16 protein-coding genes are annotated in these 18,152 nt (G+C 69.8%); 6 read left to right on the top strand and 10 right to left on the bottom strand.

Annotated features, from left to right (window positions below; all coding sequences use genetic code 11):
* The first annotated feature begins 35 nt into the window (after positions 1–35).
* On the top strand, positions 36–1,328 hold the full coding sequence (locus ACQEVJ_RS13700) for a molybdopterin-dependent oxidoreductase (protein WP_433100796.1): 1,293 nt from the start codon (positions 36–38) through the stop codon (positions 1,326–1,328).
* 142 nt (positions 1,329–1,470) lie between these two features.
* Here the strand turns inward: ACQEVJ_RS13700 and ACQEVJ_RS13695 are convergent, their stop codons facing one another.
* Positions 1,471–2,082 carry a hypothetical protein gene (locus ACQEVJ_RS13695; protein ID WP_433100794.1) on the bottom strand — a complete coding sequence of 204 codons (612 nt, stop codon included), beginning with the start codon at positions 2,080–2,082 and terminating at the stop codon, positions 1,471–1,473.
* Positions 2,083–2,162: 80 nt separating this feature from the next.
* The gene (locus ACQEVJ_RS13690) at positions 2,163–2,846 is read right to left on the bottom strand and encodes a hypothetical protein (RefSeq protein ID WP_433100792.1); all 684 of its coding nucleotides are present in this window, start codon (positions 2,844–2,846) and stop codon (positions 2,163–2,165) included.
* 886 nt (positions 2,847–3,732) lie between these two features.
* Here ACQEVJ_RS13690 and ACQEVJ_RS13685 point away from each other — a divergent pair.
* Complete coding sequence (locus ACQEVJ_RS13685; RefSeq protein ID WP_433100791.1) at positions 3,733–4,443, top strand: transposase; 711 nt, start codon at positions 3,733–3,735, stop codon at positions 4,441–4,443.
* Between the two features lie 110 nt (positions 4,444–4,553).
* Here the strand turns inward: ACQEVJ_RS13685 and ACQEVJ_RS13680 are convergent, their stop codons facing one another.
* The 4 genes from ACQEVJ_RS13680 to ACQEVJ_RS13665 form a co-directional block, all read right to left on the bottom strand.
* Positions 4,554–5,702 carry an acyl-CoA dehydrogenase family protein gene (locus tag ACQEVJ_RS13680; RefSeq protein WP_433100789.1) on the bottom strand — a complete coding sequence of 383 codons (1,149 nt, stop codon included), beginning with the start codon at positions 5,700–5,702 and terminating at the stop codon, positions 4,554–4,556.
* On the bottom strand, positions 5,703–6,596 hold the full coding sequence (locus ACQEVJ_RS13675; protein WP_433100787.1) for a hydroxymethylglutaryl-CoA lyase: 894 nt from the start codon (positions 6,594–6,596) through the stop codon (positions 5,703–5,705). It abuts the gene before it with no gap.
* Positions 6,587–8,548 (bottom strand): biotin carboxylase N-terminal domain-containing protein, encoded by a 1,962-nt coding sequence (locus tag ACQEVJ_RS13670; RefSeq protein WP_433112710.1) that lies wholly within the window; start codon positions 8,546–8,548, stop codon positions 6,587–6,589. Before ACQEVJ_RS13670 ends, ACQEVJ_RS13675 begins: the two co-directional genes overlap by 10 nt.
* A gap of 184 nt (positions 8,549–8,732) precedes the next feature.
* Positions 8,733–10,307, bottom strand: coding sequence for a carboxyl transferase domain-containing protein (locus ACQEVJ_RS13665; protein ID WP_433100785.1), 1,575 nt, complete (start codon positions 10,305–10,307; stop codon positions 8,733–8,735).
* A gap of 46 nt (positions 10,308–10,353) precedes the next feature.
* Here ACQEVJ_RS13665 and ACQEVJ_RS13660 point away from each other — a divergent pair, with 46 nt between their 5' ends.
* Genes ACQEVJ_RS13660 through ACQEVJ_RS13650 form a run of 3 tightly spaced genes read left to right on the top strand, consistent with a single transcriptional unit; the run spans position 10,354 to position 11,618 of the window.
* Complete coding sequence (locus ACQEVJ_RS13660) at positions 10,354–10,926, top strand: SACE_7040 family transcriptional regulator (protein ID WP_433100783.1); 573 nt, start codon at positions 10,354–10,356, stop codon at positions 10,924–10,926.
* Positions 10,927–10,965: 39 nt separating this feature from the next.
* Positions 10,966–11,199: a hypothetical protein gene (locus ACQEVJ_RS13655; RefSeq protein WP_433100781.1), complete on the top strand. Its 234-nt coding sequence runs from the start codon at positions 10,966–10,968 to the stop codon at positions 11,197–11,199.
* Positions 11,196–11,618 (top strand): type II toxin-antitoxin system VapC family toxin, encoded by a 423-nt coding sequence (locus ACQEVJ_RS13650; protein WP_433100779.1) that lies wholly within the window; start codon positions 11,196–11,198, stop codon positions 11,616–11,618. The genes ACQEVJ_RS13655 and ACQEVJ_RS13650 overlap by 4 nt, the downstream gene beginning before the upstream one ends.
* 43 nt (positions 11,619–11,661) lie before the next feature.
* Here the strand turns inward: ACQEVJ_RS13650 and ACQEVJ_RS13645 are convergent, their stop codons facing one another.
* Positions 11,662–13,875, bottom strand: a complete 2,214-nt coding sequence (locus ACQEVJ_RS13645; protein WP_433100777.1) for a transketolase C-terminal domain-containing protein — start codon at positions 13,873–13,875, stop codon at positions 11,662–11,664.
* Between the two features lie 443 nt (positions 13,876–14,318).
* Between ACQEVJ_RS13645 and ACQEVJ_RS13640 the strand changes: the two genes are divergently transcribed.
* Complete coding sequence (locus ACQEVJ_RS13640; protein ID WP_433100775.1) at positions 14,319–15,653, top strand: hypothetical protein; 1,335 nt, start codon at positions 14,319–14,321, stop codon at positions 15,651–15,653.
* Positions 15,654–15,747: 94 nt separating this feature from the next.
* Here ACQEVJ_RS13640 and ACQEVJ_RS13635 read toward each other — a convergent pair whose 3' ends face one another.
* Genes ACQEVJ_RS13635 through ACQEVJ_RS13625 form a run of 3 tightly spaced genes read right to left on the bottom strand, consistent with a single transcriptional unit; the run spans position 15,748 to position 18,150 of the window.
* Complete coding sequence (locus tag ACQEVJ_RS13635; RefSeq protein ID WP_433100773.1) at positions 15,748–16,602, bottom strand: ABC transporter permease; 855 nt, start codon at positions 16,600–16,602, stop codon at positions 15,748–15,750.
* A 4-nt stretch (positions 16,603–16,606) separates the two neighbouring features.
* On the bottom strand, positions 16,607–17,584 hold the full coding sequence (locus ACQEVJ_RS13630) for an ATP-binding cassette domain-containing protein (protein WP_433100771.1): 978 nt from the start codon (positions 17,582–17,584) through the stop codon (positions 16,607–16,609).
* Positions 17,581–18,150, bottom strand: a complete 570-nt coding sequence (locus tag ACQEVJ_RS13625; protein WP_433100769.1) for a PadR family transcriptional regulator — start codon at positions 18,148–18,150, stop codon at positions 17,581–17,583. The genes ACQEVJ_RS13630 and ACQEVJ_RS13625 overlap by 4 nt, the downstream gene beginning before the upstream one ends.
* Positions 18,151–18,152 lie beyond the last annotated feature (2 nt).

Genomic DNA, 18,152 nt, shown 5'->3' with positions numbered 1-18,152 from the left:
CCAGAAATGGGCAGATATACGGCGGGGTGAGGGCCATGGAAGATCGTCGTCGGCAAGACCGGACCGAGAGCGCGGAGGCGGGATGCTCCCGCCGCCGGTTCCTCGTCTACTCGGCGGCGGGACCGCTGGCCCTCGCCGCCGTACGGCAGGCGCCCGCGGCGCCACCGCGGCAGGCCGTCTCCGCGCCCGCCCGACAGGACTTCGTCGTGCAGGAGACGCCGTCCCGTTACTTCTCCCATCGGGGGAACGGCTCGGAGGAGATGAAGTGGGGTCCGGTCGGCGGATATGGGGACCTGATCCCCAACGACCGGTTCTACATCCACAACCGGGCCCGCCCGCCGCACATCGACCGTTCGTCGTGGCGTCTGGAGATCACCGGTGACGCGGTCCCCCGCCCCAGGTCGTTCTCGTACGCGGACCTGCTCGCGCTGCCCCAGGTCACCGTGCGCCGCACCCTCGACTGCGGCGCGAACTGCTCGGCCTTCTTCCCCGAACTCCCGCCGTCCGGCGACGGCCGGTGGCTTCCCACCGGCTACACCCAGTGGCACTTCGGCGCGGTCGGCGCCGCCGAGTGGACCGGCGTACGGGTCAGGGACGTGCTCGCGGCGGCCGGGCTCGGCCACGCCGTGGACGTGCGGTTCACCGGCTTGGACGAGATCGCCACCCCGGAGGGGACCGTGCACTACTCGGAGGTCGTCCCCGCCGGCAAGGCCCTGCGGGACGACAGCCTGCTGGCGCACCACATGAACGGGGCCGACCTGCCCGTCGACCACGGCTATCCGCTGCGCGCCCTCATGTCCGGGTGGGGCGCCAACACGGCGGTGAAGTGGCTCGGCACGATCGAGGCGTCCGTACGACGCCTGCCCGCCCAGGGGCTCCAGCGCAACCAGGTGCTCGTGGGCCCCTCCTACCCCACGCCCGTCCGGCCGACCGTCGGCCGGGTCCGCAGCGCCCTCGAACTCGACGACGGCGTCACGCTCCCGCCGGGCGACCACACGCTGCACGGCCGGGCCTGGTCCGGCGCCGGGACGATCGACCACGTCGACGTCACGATCGAGCGGCTGATCGCCCCCGGGCGCTGGGTGTCGGAGATGCCCTGGCGCGGGGCGACGCTCCTCACCCCGCCCGAGCCGCTGATCTGGGTCCGGTTCGAGGTGCCGTGGCGAGGGGCTCGGCCTGGGCGCTACCGCGTGATGTCACGCGCCCGCGACAGGGCGGGCAACGTGCAGCCCCGGCCCGCGGACGTCCCCTGGAACCAGCACGGGCTCGGCTACGACGGCCACGCCCCCCTGTACCTCACCGTCCTCCCACCCCGGACCATGCCCTGACGCGGTGTTCCGGCGCTGAACCGAGAGCGGTCACGGGTACCCGCGCCGGCCGGTGGGTAGTGCCAGCCCTCGCGCCGGTCAGCGGGCGGTCCAGCGCCCACCTGTTGGCCGAGTGAGCGACGACGAGGCCGAGGCACCCTCGTCATTCCTGATGCTTCCCACTCGGGTGGCCGCCGTTTTCCTGCCTGGCGCAATCGGAATCCCAGGGATCCGGGCAGGTGTCGCGTATCCGCCGCGCCAGGAACTGGTTTATCTGTGCAATCGAAAGTTGCGGTTCCCTTTCCCGGCGCAAACTCTGTGCCCAGACAAGCCTGAAGGCGTTTCTGTAATCCGTGGCAGTCAGCGGCTTACGCGCCTCCGTGTCGACGTTCTTCGGGTCTAGAGCCTCAGACCTGCAACCCGAGGAATCGCCGATGCGATCGTTCGATCCTGCACGATTTACATGTAGCCCGGGCCCCGACCAATCGCCCAACCGGTCGACCTTCGATAATTTCAGGCCACCTACCATCAGGGACAAAGTCGTGCCGACTATTCTGGTTACTCTGACCAAATGGTTGGCGGATCTAACGAACTCCTCTTCCGAGCGCGCGAAAAGCGGCGCCAAGAACAGCATCGCAGCCACCGTCACCGCCACGGCCACGGCCCCGAGAAGCGTCACCAGAAGGCCATCGAAATGGATGATGCCACGGTCAATGGATAGCCCGACCGCACAGATTACCAGGATTGCGACAGTAGGCGCGACTGGGGGGAGCATTCCGCGTTTCCGTCGCGTATCCTGCCGTATGTGACGCGGGGAAGTCACACGTGAAGCCTTCTGTAGGGGGCGTTCAACCATTATTGCCGAACCTTCTCGTTCGACCCGTTGGAATCGTCAGGATCGGCGAGGAACAGGGCAGCGATGTCCAGCGGTTCCGTGGCCGCGCCCCCTTCTTGCTGCCCCGCCGAGGCGGGGATGGCGCGAATGCTCGTCGGCTCCGGCAACCGGGCTAACGCGTCATCGTCAGCTCTGGCCCCGGAGGGGGACGCGATGACCTGGGCAGTGGTGATGACACTTATAGAACTCGTCACTCTGTCGTCGCTCTTCCTGCCCTCTTCCCAGGAGAGGATGGCGTCTGGATCGATCGTCGCCCGCTCACCGCGAGGGCGGAAGGCATCGGCAATGCTCACCCAAACAAAGACGAGGCAACGCGCCGCTCGGACGAGATGCTTACTCGTTCGCTCGTGCGACTCCGCATCGCGCAAGGTAAAGAGCGGCGCGAGGACGAGTGTCGCGCCAACTCCGACGACAACGACCACGATGTAGCCGATCAGTGCCTGGATGATCGTCAGAGAGATCTGGCTCGCGATGACGGGCCACGCGATGCCGAGAAGAGCCAGGCTCCCGACTCTGACTGCCTGACGCTTACAGAACGCACCAATTCGCCTCAACCTCGACTTCTTGGGCTGTGGGGCGCCGGTAGCCGAGATGGCCTGGGGCTGTGGCTGCACTTCCCGACTCATCGGACGCACGCCTTCCACTGGCCGACGGGAACAAGCACAGACAGCGCCCCTAGCGGAACGTAGCACTCTCTATACTTGCGGTCACGCAGACAAGACGTGCCGATGTCGGCTACCCTCATAGAGGGTGTTATGCGATTTTGCACCTGTTCGTGCTGCCTTCCTCATTGAAGGTTGTACGAAGGAGGGCCGTGCCAGAGTGCGGGCTGGACCTAGGAATCGAACTCGCATGGAAGCACGGCCCTCCAGGTCTCTACCACTGGAGATGCCATCCCCGAAACGTGATGACCGAGTCACGTTCGGATACGAACTGTAGGTAGCATTACATTCCCGACCCGGCCCGTTACGACAGAGACCAGGGACAGGAAAATCAGCATCCCCCCAAAACCGACCATTCGGGCCACGCCCGCAAGGGTCGGAACGCGCTACTTGGACGTCAATCCCGCAAGTTTCCTGCGGTACCCCACCCTATGTGATCATTGTGTGATCACCCGTGGCCACTATACCGCGCGACGGGACGCTCTTTACATCCCGCCGCTCGACATCATACCCAATTGACCGAGCAGGGACAGGCGCCGGTATTTGGGCCGAAACCATGCCAATAAATGATCACAGGAGTCCCACAAAGCGACCGCTAGGTTCGCCCCACGAGTACGCCCGACTCATACCACGCACATCTGTCGCATTTTGCCACCATACGACATATTTCGGATGCTTATTGGGCAATTGCGGAGGAATCTGGCTTATACGGTCTTCGCGTTTAGTCGGGGCGGCGCTGTCACCTGAGCTCTCTTTGTGACCGGGCAGCCATCAAGGTGGTGATCGAACTCGAGGGTCGGACATGGGAAGCGCCCGCGGCCTCTAAGATCACGATCTTGTTCAGGGAAAGTGATTACGGCGCGGGCGCGTGGATCAACATGCAGGATCGGACCTGCTGGGCCTGATCTGCCTGGAGGTCTCGGAGGTGGAAGCCGGCCACAACGGCAGGCGGCGGGTGCATGTGCTGCCTACGGGGGCGGGGCGGGCGGGCGGATCTGCCCCACCTGGTGGTCGACCCGTTCCACGTGGTCCAGGCCGCAACCAGGATGGTCGCGTCGGTGCGCCGCCGGCGTCCGCGACCGGCTGCACGCGTTCTTCTCCTGGTGCAGTGCCCACGACCACATCCCCGAACTGGTCACCCTGGCCGAGACGGTGGCGCGAGCAGATCGCCGCCGCGATCACCCTGAAGGTCTCCAACGCCGCCAGCGAGGGCACCAACCGGGTCATCAAGCTCGCCGCCCAGATCGCGTTCGGCTTCCGCGACCCGGGCCGGCCAGCGTCGTCGCTCCCGCTACGCCACCACCCGCACGAGCCGGCGCCCACCACGGAGAGCAACCAAACGGAGATCACACTCAGCGATCAAACGAGGGCACAACCCCGCTCACCCATGAAGAGCCGCTTATACAGACAACCTGAGCGAATGACCATCTCTGGTGTGCAACAGGTCCTGAACATCTCTGATCTGACGTTGCTGGTAGTGCGCCGGTCAAAGCCCCGGGCGAGGCGTCGATTCAGCGGTGGCCGAGTGAGCGGGTCGAACGGGTCGGTAAATCTCATTGCGGAAATCGGGATGAGCTGATCACCACCCACTCAAGCACGAGCGTGGTCAGCCAGCTCAGCAGGGCGTTCCCCCCGACCGGCTCGGCCTCTCCCGTAGCCCTGCTGGACCGAGCGCGACACCCTCCCTACTTAGGCGGGCAGGCCGAGCTCGCGGGCGATGAGCATGCGCTGCACCTCGCTGGTGCCCTCGCCGATCTCCAGGATCTTCGCGTCCCGGTAGAAGCGGCCCACGGGGAACTCGTTCATGAAGCCGTAGCCGCCGAAGATCTGGGTGGCGTCGCGGGCGTTGTCCATCGCGGCGTTGGATGACACGAGCTTGGCGATCGCCGCCTCCTTCTTGAACGGCAGACCGGCCAGCATGCGCTCGGCGGCGTGGTAGTAGGCCAGGCGGGCCGTGTGCGCCCTGGCCTCCATGTCGGCGATCTTGAACTGGATGGCCTGGTAGCGGCCGATCTCCTGACCGAAGGCCCGGCGCTCCCGGACGTACCGCAGCGACTCGTCCACGCAGCCCTGGGCGAGGCCCACCGACAGCGCGGCGATGGCCACCCGGCCCTCGTCCAGCGTCTGGAGGAACTGCGCGTAGCCCCGGCCTCGCTCACCTAGCAGGTTCTCCTCCGGCACCCGGCAGTCGGCGAACGACAGCTCCCGGGTGTCCGAGGCCGACCAGCCGACCTTGGAGTACTTCTTCGACACCGTGAACCCGGGCGTGCCCGACGGCACGAGGATCGTGGAGATCTCCGGCCTGCCATCCTCCCGGCGGCCGGTGATCGCCGCCACCCCGACGACTCCGGTGATGTCGGTGCCCGAGTTGGTGATGAACGCCTTCGAGCCGTTGATCACCCAATCGCCGCCGTCGAGGACGGCCGTGGTGCCCATGCCGCCCGGCACGTCGGACCCGCCGCCGGGCTCGGTCAGCCCGAACGCCCCGAGGATCTCCCCCGTCGCCATCTTCGGCAGCCACCGCTGCTTCTGGGCGTCCGTGCCGAACCTCAGGATCGGCATCTCGCCCAGCGAGACCGCCGCCTCAAGGGTGATCGCCACCGAGGAGTCGACCCTGGCCAGCTCCTCCAAGGCCAGGCACAGCGCGAAGTAGTCGCCGCCCATGCCGCCGTACTCCTCCGGGACGGGCAGGCCGAACAGGCCCATCGCGCCCATCTTGCGGACGATGTCGTACGGGAACGCGCACCGCTCGTAGTAGTCCCCGATGACGGGAGCCACCACCTCGCGAGCGAACTCCTCGACCGACTTGCGCAGTTCGACGTGCTCGTCGTTGAGCATCTAGATCTCCTTGCCGAGAGCCTGGACGACGCGGGAGGGGCTCGGCCGGCCCAGGATTTCGGCGAGCCAGAGGCTGGTGGCGGTCAGAGACCTGACGTCCACCCCGGTCTCGACGCCGAGACCGTCGAGCATCCACACCAGGTCCTCGGTCGCGAGGTTGCCGGTGGCGCTCTTGGCGTACGGGCAGCCGCCGATGCCGCCGGTGGAGGAGTCTACGACCGTGATCCCCCGCTTCAGCGCGGTGAGCGTGTTGGCGAGGGCCTGTCCGTAGGTGTCGTGGAAGTGGACGGCCAGCCGGTCGGGCCCGACGCCTGCCTCGGCGAAGGCGTCGAGCAGCGCCTCGACGTGCCTGGGTGTGCCGACGCCGATCGTGTCGCCGAGCGACAGCTCGTAGCAGCCGAGGTCGAGCAGCCTGCGCCCGACCCGGGCGACCTGCTCGGGCGCGACCGCCCCCTCCCAGGGGTCGGCGAAGCACATCGACACGTACGCCCTGACCCGCATGCCGTGGGCGAGGGCCCGTTCGACGACGGGGGCGAACATCTCGAACTGCGACTCGACGGTCCGGTTCAGGTTGCGCTGGGCGAACGACTCGGTGGCGCTGCCGAAGATCGCGATGTCGGTGACGCCCTGCTCCAGGGCCCGGTCGAGGCCCCGCTCGTTGGGGACGAGCACCGGGTAGCGCACTCCGGGCACCCGGGGCAGGCTCTCCAGCAGTTCGCCCGCGTCGGCGAGTTGAGGCACCCACTTGGGGTGGACGAAGCTCGTCGCCTCGATGGTCGTCAGCCCGGCCTCGGCCAGCCGCCCGATGAACTCGCGCTTGACCTCGACGGGCACGACGGCGGACTCGTTCTGCAGGCCGTCGCGCGGGCCGACCTCGTAGATCGTCACTCGCACGGCGTCACCCTCGCCAGGACCGCGTCCAGCTCCACCGTCTGTCCCGGCCGGGCCCGCAACTCGGCGAGCACGCCGTCGGCCGGCGCCGTCAGGGTGTGTTCCATCTTCATCGCCTCCACGACGACCAGCGGCTGCCCCGCCGTGACCCGGTCGCCCTCCGCCGCCTTCACGAGCAGCACCGTTCCCGGCATCGGGCTGCGTACGACCCCGTCGCCGGAGAGCGCCCCACCCGCCCGGTCCTTCGGGTCGCCGGGCTCGTGCCGGGTGAGGGGCCAGGCGCGGCCACCCTCGGCGAGCCACACCGTTTCGCGGTTCCGGGCCACCGCGTACCTCCGGGTGATCCCGCCGAGAGTGACCGCCGCCTCACCTGAGCCGGTCCGCTCCAGCCGAGCACGGCCGAGTGAACGTTCGTTAACTTCGATCTCCGCGTCGCCGGCGGCGCCCCGCACCCGTACGGGCACGCCGAGCCGGTGCACGGTCCAGGCGGGCTCCCCGACACGCCAGCCGTCCGCCACGTCCCACGGGTCGTCCGTCGTACGCCCCAAGGAGTCGAACCCGGCGTGGAAGACGAGCGCGGCCGCCGCCAGCACCTCGTCCGGAACCTCGCCGCTCACCAGGTCGCCGAGCCGCCGCTCGACCAGCCCGGTGTCGAGCCGCCCGGCGGCGACCTCAGGGTCGGCCAGCAGCGCGCGCAGGAACCCGATGTTCGTGGTGACCCCGAGGATCACGGTCGAGGCCAGCGCCCGGTCGAGGGCCGCGAGCGCGCCCGCCCGGTCAGGGGCCCAGGCCACCGCCTTGGCCAGCATGGGGTCGTAGTCGCTGCCCACGACCATCCCGCCGGTCAGCCCAGAGTCGAACCGCACGCCGAACCGCACACCCTCGCCCGCGGGCTCGCGCAGGGCCAGGATCCGGCCGCCGGTCGGCAGGAAGTCGCGGGCCGGGTCCTCGGCGTAGACGCGGGCCTCGACGGCGTGGCCGCGCAGGCGCACCTCGTCCTGCCCGAGCGGCAGCAGCTCCCCCGCCGCGATCCGCAGTTGCAGTTCGACCAGGTCGAGACCCGTGACCATCTCGGTGACCGGATGCTCGACCTGCAGCCGGGTGTTCATCTCCATGAAGAAGAAGTCGCCGGGATGGGAGCCGGGCACGATGAACTCGACGGTGCCGGCGCCGACGTAGCCGACCGACCGGGCGGCCTGCACCGCCGCCGCCCCCATCCGGGCCCGCGTCTCGTCGTCGAGCAGCGGCGAGGGCGCCTCCTCCACGATCTTCTGGTGGCGCCGCTGCAGGCTGCACTCACGCTCGCCGAGGTGGACGACGTTGCCGTGGCCGTCGGCCATGACCTGGATCTCGATGTGCCGGGGCCGGTCCACGAACCGCTCGATCAGCAGGGTGCCGTCCCCGAAGGCCGCCGTCGCCGTACGGCGGGCCGACTCGACTGCCGCGGCCAGGCCGTCGGCGGACTCGACCCGCAGCATGCCCTTGCCGCCCCCGCCCGCGGACGGCTTGATCAGCACGGGGAAGCCGATGCGCTCGGCGACCTCGGCCAGGTCGTCGTGCGGTTCCGCGCCGCCGGGCACGACCGGCACGCCCGCGCGGGCGACCGTCTCCTTGGCCCGGATCTTGTCGCCCATGGCCTCGATGGCCCCGGCGGACGGGCCGACGAACACCAGGCCCTCCTGCGCGCAGCGCTGGGCGAACTCGGCGTTCTCGGCGAGGAAGCCGTACCCGGGGTGGACGGCCTCGGCGCCACTCGCCCGGGCGGCCTCGACGATCGCGTCGATGTCGAGGTAACCGCGCGGAAGCCGTACGGCGAGGTCGGCCTCGCGCACGTGACGGGCGTCGCGGTCGGCGTCGCTGTGGACGGCGACGGCCCGCACGCCCAGGGCGCGCAGCGTACGGATGATCCGGACGGCGATCTCGCCCCGGTTGGCGATCAGGACACTGGAGAACATCACGAGAGAACCCGACGCAGTGAGCGGAGTGAGCGGTGAGGAACGAACCGCTCGCGAAGCGAACGAGGAGCCGGCGAACGAGTCATCAACACAGCGAGAACCCGACGCAGTGAGCGGAGTGAGCGGTGAGGAACGAACCGCTCGCGAAGCGAACGAGGAGCCGGCGAACGAGTCATCAAACACCTCACATCCGGAAGATGCCGTAGCCGACGGGTTCGAGGGGGGCGTTCGCGGCGGCGCCGAGCGCCAGGCCGAGGACGGTCCTGGTGTCCGCCGGGTCGATCACCCCGTCGTCCCACAGGCGCGCGGTCGAGTAGTAGGGGTTGCCCTGGTGCTCGTACTGGGCCCGGATCTCGTCGGCGTCGGCGTCGCCGACCATGGTGAGCACGGTCGCGGCCTGTTCGCCGCCCATGACCGAGATGCGGGCGTTCGGCCACATCCAGAGGAAGCGGGGCGAGTAGGCGCGCCCGGCCATCGCGTAGTTGCCCGCGCCGAACGAGCCACCGATGATCATGGTGAACTTCGGCACCCGGGCGCAGGCGACCGCCGTCACCATCTTCGCGCCGTGCTTGGCGATGCCCCCGGCCTCGTACGCCTTGCCGACCATGAAGCCGCTGATGTTCTGCAGGAACACCAGGGGGATCGACCGCCGGTCGCACAGTTCGATGAAGTGCGCGCCCTTGAGCGCCGACTCGCTGAAGAGGATGCCGTTGTTGGCGACGATGCCCACGGGGTGCCCGTGGATCCTGGCGAAGCCGGTGACCAGAGTCGGGCCGTACTCGGCCTTGAATTCGAGGAACCGGCTGCCGTCGACCACGCGGGCGATCACCTCGCGCACGTCGTACGGCTGGCGGGTGTCCTGGGGGACGATGCCGTACAGGTCGCGCGGGTCCCACAGCGGCGGCTCGGCCGGCGCGACCTCCCAGGGGCGGGAGCCCTTCGGAGCGAGCGTCGACACGATGTCCCTGACGATCTTCAGGGCGTGCGCGTCGTCCTCGGCGAGGTGGTCGGTGACGCCGCTGACGCGGGCGTGGAGGTCGCCGCCGCCCAGTTCCTCGGCGGTGACGGTCTCGCCGGTGGCGGCCTTCACCAGCGGCGGCCCGCCCAGGAAGATGGTCCCCTGGTTACGGACGATCACGGCCTCGTCGCTCATCGCCGGGACGTACGCGCCGCCCGCGGTGCAGGAGCCGAGCACGGCCGCGATCTGCGGGATGCCGCGCGCCGACATGGTGGCCTGGTTGTAGAAGATGCGGCCGAAGTGCTCGCGGTCGGGGAAGACCTCGTCCTGCTTCGGCAGGAAGGCGCCGCCCGAGTCGACCAGGTACACGCACGGCAGGTTGTTGTGGAGGGCGACCTCCTGGGCGCGCAGGTGCTTCTTGACCGTGATCGGGTAGTACGTGCCGCCCTTGACGGTGGCGTCGTTGGCCACGATCACGACCTCGCGTCCGGCGACCCGTCCCACGCCGGTGATGATCCCGGCCGCCGGGGCCTGGTCGTCGTACATGCCGGTGGCCGCGAGCGGGGACAGCTCCAGGAAGCGCCCGCCGGGGTCGAGGAGCGTGTCGACACGGTCCCTGGGCAGCAGCTTGCCGCGCTGGACGTGCCTGGCCCTGGCCCGCTCGGGGCCGCCGCGCGCCGCCGCCGCGAGCCGTTCCCGCAGGTCCGCCACCAGGCGTTCGTTCGCCTCCGCGTTGCGCTTGTACGGCTCACCGCCCGGGTCGCACCGGCTCTCCAGCACCGGCCAGTCACTCGTGCTCATGCTCGGATGTTAGTCATCATTAACAGACTCCGTCTACCATGGTGCCGTGAAGACCCCTACCCGCAATCGGCGGGCCGAGATCCTCGAAGCGGCCGCGGACCTCTTCGCGGCGCGCGGCTTCCACGGCGTGTCCATCGAGGACATCGGCACGGCCGTGGGCGTGTCGGGGCCGGCGCTGTATCGGCACTTCAGCGGCAAGGAGGCCCTGCTCACCGAGATGCTGCTGGACATCAGCGAGCGGCTGCGCGAGCAGGGGGCACGGCTGGCCACCACCGCCGATCCCGACACCGCGGAGGCCGCGCTCGACGCGCTGCTGTCCGGGCACATCCAGTTCGCGCTGAGTCACCCCGCACTCATCCGCGTCCACGAGCGCGAGCTGGACAACGTGCCGGAGCAGGCCCGCCGGGCCATCCGGCGGCTGCAGCGGCTGTACGTCGAGGAGTGGGTCACCGTGCTGTCCGAACTGCACCCCGCGTGCCCGCCCGCGCGGCTGCGCGCCGCCACGCACGCGGTCTTCGGCCTGCTCAACTCCACCCCGCGCAGCGCGGGAGAGCTCGCCCCCGAGGCCATGGCCGACCTGCTCCGCACCATGGCCCGCGCCGCCCTGTCGCGGCTCTGAATCCCCTCACCGCCGGGCTCGCGTCATAGACTCGAGGGCATGACGGCGCCGCGGGAAGAGTATGAGGATCTTCATCGGCTGGTCGACCAGCTCCGGCCAGACCAGGTGCGTGAGGAGCGTGCGCGGCTCCTCCAGTTGGTCTATTCCCGTGAGGAGCCGGAGCTCGGCCCTGACGGTCTTCCTGCGCTTTTCGGCGCGTTCCACGCCAATCGGAGCGACGCTTCCGAACAGGTGGAAGAAATCCTTGCGGAGGGCTACGGTCACGAAGCGTGATCGTTGTCGACACCGGTCCGATCGTGGCCGCCACCTTCCTGAACGACAAGAACCACGAGCGTTGCGTACAGGAGTTCGTGCGGCTTAAAAAGGCGAACCGTCCGCTGCTGGTTCCCAGCTTCGTCGCCGCCGAGAGCTGCTACATGCTCGGCAGGCTGGGCGGGCCGAAGGCCGAGGCGGCGTTCGTCCGGCTCCTCGAGTCCGGCTGGTTCCGCCTCGTCGACCTGACCGAGTCCGACCTCGCGAGAATCGCGGTCCTCGTCGAGCGATACCACGATCTTCCCCTGGGCGCCGCCGACGCCTCGGTGGTGGCCGTGGCGGAGCGGACGCGGATCGCCGAGGTGATGACCGTCGACGTACGGGACTTCTCGGTGGTCCGTCCCATCCACACTCCCGCATTCACCCTGCTTCCGGCGTAGGTCCGGGCCGTACGCCGCATCGCGGCTTTGACCGCCTGACCGGTCAGGCGAGCAGTTTGCGGGCCGCGCGTTCGATGTCGGACTCCGACAGCAGGACGGTGTCAGCGGCCGGGCCGAGCGGGACGAAGCTGTCCTGTGAGGTCACCCGGGCGATCGGGCCGCGGAAGCCGTTGTCGACGAGCGCCGCGATCACGCTCTCGGAGACGCCGCCGCTCTGGCGGGTCTCGTCGGCGATCAGCACGCGGCCGGTCAGTTCGGCCGCGCGCATGAGGTCCTCGACCGGCAGCGGCGACAGCCACCGCAGGTCGAGCACCCGGCAGCCCATGTCCTCCGCCGTGAGCTTGACCGCCGCCCGCAGGCTCATGCGCACGCCGTTGCCGAAGGTGACGATGGTCAGGTCGCGGCCGTCGCCGTAGGAGCGGGCGCGGCCGACCGGGACGTGCGTCTCGGCCCAGCGCGCCGGCGGCGCGTACGGCGCGAGCCAGCCTCCGTCGCCCTCCTCGAAGAGGTCGCGCGTGTGGTACAGCGCGATGGGTTCGAGGAACGCGCAGACGCTGCCGTCCTCGCGGGCGGTGGCCAGGCAGGTGCGCAGCATCGCGGCCGCGTCGTCGGGCCGCGCCGGAGACGCGACGATCACGCCGGGAATATCGCGCAATGCGGCGATTGAGTTGTCATTATGGAAATGTCCACCAAAGCCCTTTTGGTAGGCATATGAGGCGACTCGTACGACCAGCGGATTGCGATACGCGCCCTGCGAGAAGAATTGCATGGTCGACGCCTCGCCGCGAATCTGATCAAGAGCGTTGTGCAGGTAGGCGAGATATTGGACCTCCGGCACCGGCAGCAGCCCCGACACCCCGCTCCCGAGGGCGAGGCCGAGGATCGCCTGCTCGTCCAGGAGCATGTCGAAGACCCGCTCGGCGCCGAACCGGCGCAGCAGCCCGCGCGTCACGCCGTACACCCCGCCCTTGCGGGCCACGTCCTCGCCGAACACCAGGACCCCGGGGTCCAGCGCCATCGCGTCGGCCAGCGCGCGGTTGACCGCCTGGGCCACCGTCAGCCTGCCCTCCTGCTCCGGCAGGGTGGCGAAGGCGCGCTCGCGCGCCTCGGCGGGCGCGGACCGCACGGCCACGGCGGCCACCGCCTCGGGACGGCGCGGCGCGAGCGGGGCCATCACCTCCGCCGCCGTCGTGAGCCGGGGCCGCCGCGCGCACTCCGACGCCAGCTTCAGCACGTGGTCGCGCTCGGCCTCGTAGCGCGCGAGCAGCTCGTCGGGCGCGGCCAGGCCCGCCTCCACGAGCAACCGCGCCGTACGGACGAGGGGGTCGCGATCCAGATCGGCGGCGATCTCCCTGCGGGTGCGGTAGCCGATCTCCACGTCGGACCCGGCATGGCCCATCAGGCGCACGGTGCGCAGGTGCAGGAACGCCGGGGCGCGGTTGACGCGCACGTGCTCGACGGCGCGCAGCGCCACGTCGCAGGCCTCGGCCAGGTCGCAGCCGTCGGCCTGGAAATACTCCAGCAGGGGGTGCCTGGCCTGCGCGATCCACTCCGGGGGGGTCTTCACGCTGATGCCGAGGCCGTTGTCCTCGCACACGAACAGCACCGGGATCTGCAGCCCGCGGAAGCGGCCGTACGCGGCGGTGTTCAGCCCGGTCAGCGCGGACGCGTGGTTCATCGACGCGTCGCCGAAGCTGCAGACGGCGACGGCGTCCCCGGGCCAGGGTGAGGGCAGGCCGAGCATGCGCGCCCGCTCGATCGCGAAGCCGACGCCGACGGCGCGCGGCAGGTGGCTGGCGATCGTGGAGGTCTGCGGGATGACGGCGAGGCCGGGGTGGCCGAACACCTTGTGCCGGCCGCCCGCGATCGGCTCCTCGACCGACGCGGTGATCCCCAGCAGCACGTCGCGCAGCCCCTCCTCGGCCAGCCGCCCGGCCTGAGCCGAACGGGTCAGGTAGAAGGCGCCCGACCTGTAGTGCAGGAGCGCGGGGTCGTCCACGCGGAGCGCGGCGGCCACGGCGGCGTTGCCCTCGTGCCCGGACGACCCGATCGTGTAGAAGCCCTCGTCGCGCTCACGCATGACGCGGGCGGCGACGTCGAGGAGCCGGCTGCCGAGCTGCACGGCGAACAGCTCACGGCACCGCGTGCCCGTCAGGCCCGTGCCCGGCCGTACCGGCAGGTCCGGATCCCGAGAGGGTCCGGGGGTCAGGGCCCCGACGGCCTCGGCGAAATGCGTCTCCACAGCGTCCCGCACCACACGGCCGATTATGTCGCACGATGCACGCTCCGTCCCGCACAGCGACAACTCCGTTACGGCTCTCCCCTCGGGGCCGTGTCACCAGGGGAAAAACCGATGGCGAGGTGGGTCGTCCTCAGCCGTCGAGCAGCCGCCATGTGATGAGGGATCGCGGCCACATAGGCGTTGTCTCGCGCGGCGTCGAGAGATATCTCCGCCAGGAGCGCAGCGCGCCGAGGTCGTCGAGCCACCCGCAATCACAATCGTCACACACAGCACTTTTCGCCTGGGGATACGGATCCGAGCGGCACGCTCACACGAGATTATGGATCATGTCTTTTGACACAAATCGATGACGATAAGTAAGTGAGCTCAACCGTCGCCGGTATTCGCCCGTCTACTCGTAATGAATGACGTGGCACCCTCAGGCCGCGTTCAACCACCGGGAAGGATGGTTCACCGGAATGTTGAAACGCATTCATGCCGTGATCGCGGCAGTGGCTCTGGGAGGGGCGGCCCTCGTCGCGCTCCCGGCCACCGCCGGTGCGGCGACGGCGGCGGGTCCCGGCGACCTGACCGTCTCCCCCAGTCCCGTCGTCGTCGCAACCGGCGCGGGCACGACGGCGACCTTCACCTACAAGGCGTCCGAGAAGGGCGCGGCGAGGCTGGTCGACCGCGACGGCCGGACCGTCACGCTGGATCCCGGCCCCTCGGGCTCCGGCGCCTACACGGCCAGGTACGGCTTCACCTTCAGGGACGAGCCGGGCGTCTGGAAGCTGGAGGTGCGGGCCGGCGGCGGCACCGCGAGCAAGGAGTTCCAGGTCCACTGGACCACCGACCTCGACTTCGACGCCGCACCGGACGTCGTCGACCGGGGCGACCGGATCAGGCTGACCGGCGCGCTGACCTACCGGGACGGCGACGGCCGGCAGGCGTACGACGGGCAGCGGGTCTACATCGCCTTCAAGCCGGTCGGCGGCTCCTACAGCCGGGTCGGCTCGGTGACGACCGACCGGCGCGGCCGGTTCTCCGTCGACGAGAGCGCGGTCGGGAGCGGCTGGTGGCGCGCCGAGTTCGAGGGCGCCTCCGACGCCGAGCCCGCGACGAGCGACAGCGACCGGGTCGACGTCAGAGCCCAGGCCAGCCGCACCCGGATCACCGGATTCGACGCCTCCCCCGAGCCCGTCGACGCCGGTGACGCGCTGCGCCTGCGCGGCCGGCTGGAGATCTCCGGCTTCGCCGGCTGGAGCGGCTACCCGGGCCGGCAGGTGAAGATCCTGTTCAAGCCGGCCGGCGGTTACCGCTGGCAGTACGTCACCTCCGACTGGACCGACTCCGACGGCCGCTTCTGGGCGGACGTCACGGCCAGGACCTCCGGCTGGTGGCGTGCTGAGTTCGAGGGCGCCGGCGGAGCGGGCTACTCGGCGAGCGCGACCGACTACGTGACGGTCCGCGTGCCCCGGCCGACGCCTCCGCCCACGCCCAAGGCCCACACCCGGGTCGTCCAGTTCAACGCGGCACCGGAGCCGGTCAGGTATCACAGGTACCTCACCTTCCGCGGCGAGCTCCAGGCCTGGGACGACGGCTGGGAGGGCTACGGCCACCAGAGGGTGAGCGTGTGGTTCAAGAAGGCCGGCGGCTCCTGGCACTACGTCAAGACGCTGTGGACGAACAGCACCGGCAAGTTCTGGGGCAAGACCAAGGCGTCGGCGTCCGGCTACTGGAAGGTCGTCTTCGCCGGGAACGGCGAGGCCGATCGCTCCACCAGCCGGAGCGACTGGGTGCGCGTGAAGCGCTAGAGGATCACTGAGCCGGCCCGGGGCGTCCCGCACGCCCCGGGCCGGTTCGCGCCCGCGATCGTCCGCCGGCCGCGGCGGCTTGACGCAGGGCTACTCAGTCCGTCCGGCGGAACTGGAGGACGGCCACGCCGAGCAGGGCGGCGCCGATGGCGGCGACCAGGCCGAGTTCGAGCGGCACCGGCAGCCTGTGGCCGAACCAGCTCACTCCGGGGTTGAGCATCGCGTCCACCTGCGGCGGCACGTCGAGGTGGCCGAAGACCGCCCGGCGCATCGGGTCCACCGCGTACGTCAGCGGGTTGACCGTGGTCAGCACGTGCAGCCACGACGGCAGGTTCGCCAGCGGGAACATCGCGCCGGACAGGAACATCATCGGCATGATCGCCATCTGCATCACGCCGAAGAAGCTCTGCATGTTGCGCATCCTGGCGGCCAGCGTCACGCCGAACGCCGTGATCGTGAAGGCGGCCAGGAACATCTCGCCGAGCAGCGTGAGGATCAGCACCGGCGAGTACGGCACGCCGACCAGCCCCGCGAGAGCGACGATGATCACGCCCTGCAGGCAGGCCACGACGGCGCCCCCGAGGCACTTGCCGATCACGATCGCGCCCCGGCTCACCGGCGCGACCAGCATCTCGCGCAGGAAGCCGAACTCGCGGTCCCAGACGATGGAGCCGGCCGAGAACATCGCCGTCATGATCACGGTCATCGAGATCATGCCGGGGTACATGAACGTGCGGAAGTCGACGCCGGGGATCGACCCGCGCACGAGCGTGCCGAGCCCGGTGCCCATCACGAACAGCCACAGCACTGGCTGGACCAGCGAGGAGACGATCCTGGTGCGGTCGTTCACGAACCGCAGCATCTCCCGGTGCAGGACCACCTTGATCGCGCGCAGGTCGTGGCCGCCGCTCGCGCGCGGCACGCTCACCCGGACCACGTCGGTCGTCATGGGCTCACCTTCCCCGCATTGCTCTCGCCCGCATCCACTGGTTGCCCGCCCCCGACGACTCGGCGTCGCGGATCGTGGAGCCGGTGTAGGACATGAAGACGTCGTCGAGCGACGGGCGCGACACGCTCACCGACCGGATCGGCACGCCGAGGTCGGCGAACAGCCGGGGCACGAACTCCTCCCCCGACGCCACCGCGAACGTCACCTGGCCCTCGCGTACGGCGGCGTCGAGGCCGAACCTCTCCTTGAGCAGCCCGATGGCCCGCTCGTCGTCGCCGGTCTGGATCTGCACGCGGTCCTTGCCCACGCTCGCCTTCAGCGCCTCCGGCGAGTCGATCACGACGATCTCGCCGTGGTCGATGATCGCGATGCGGTCGCAGTACTCGGCCTCGTCCATGTAGTGCGTCGTCATGAAGATCGTGATGTCCTCGCTGTGACGCAGCCTGTTGATGTACCCCCAGATGGCCGAGCGCGTCTGCGGGTCCAGGCCCACCGTGGGCTCGTCAAGGAACAGCACGCGGGGCGAGTGCAGCAGACCGCGGGCGATCTCCAGGCGGCGCTTCATGCCGCCGGAGAACGTCATGACCTTGCTGTCCTTGCGGTCCCACAGCCCGACCATCTCCAGCACCTGGCGCAGCCGGTCGCCGAGCACCTCCTTCGGCACGCCGTACAGCTCGGCGTGGAAGCGCAGGTTCTGCTCGGCGGTGAGGTAGCCGTCCAGGGTCGGGTCCTGGAAGACCAGGCCGATGTTGCGGCGCACCTCGTCGCGCTGCTTCACCACGTCGTACCCCGCGACACGGGCCGTGCCGCCCGTGGGGGTGACCAGCGTGCACAGCATGCTGATCGTGGTGGTCTTCCCCGCGCCGTTCGGCCCGAGGAAGCCGAACACCTCACCCGGCGCCACGTCGAAGCCGACGCCCTTGACGGCCTCGACCTCGCCGTAGTTCTTGCGCAGCCCGCGCACCTCCACCGCGACGCTCATGCGTCCTCCGCGAGGATCCGGAACATCGCCTGCCTGGTGCTCTTGAGCAGCTTCTTGGTCTCGGCGACCTGGCGGTCGTCGGCGACGTGAGTGAGATGGACGAACGCCTCACTCAGCTGTCCCCACAGCGTCCGCAGCTCGTGCCGGTCCTCCGGCAGGCTGCGGCACACGTCGGCCCACGGTTCGGCCCGTTCGTCGGCCTGCCGCCGCCCCTCCTCGGTCAGCCGGTACGTACGGCTGCCGCCGGTCTCCACCCCGCTGACCAGCCCCTCGTCCTCCATCTGCTGGAGGGCGGGGTAGACGGAGCCGGGGCTGGGCCGCCACACTCCCCCGCTGCGCCGCGCGATCTCCTCAATCATCTGGTAGCCGTTGCGCGGCTCCTCCGTCAGCAGGCGCAGCAGGGCCGTGCGGACGTCGCCCCGCCGCACGCGCGGGCCCAGCGCGGGCGGCACACCGAGCGGGGGTTCGGGTGGAACCGGCGGGAGCGGGAGATCGAGGTGGGGCGGCGGAGACAGGGGCGGAGGCGGCGCGAACGGGGCCGGCGGGGGCCACATCTCGTCGTGCATCT

The sequence above is a fragment of the Microbispora sp. CA-102843 genome (genome assembly GCF_050936215.1).
Lineage (GTDB): Bacteria > Actinomycetota > Actinomycetes > Streptosporangiales > Streptosporangiaceae > Microbispora.
Note: the sequence above shows the minus strand (reverse complement) of the source record. Positions and strands in the feature narration are given on the sequence as shown.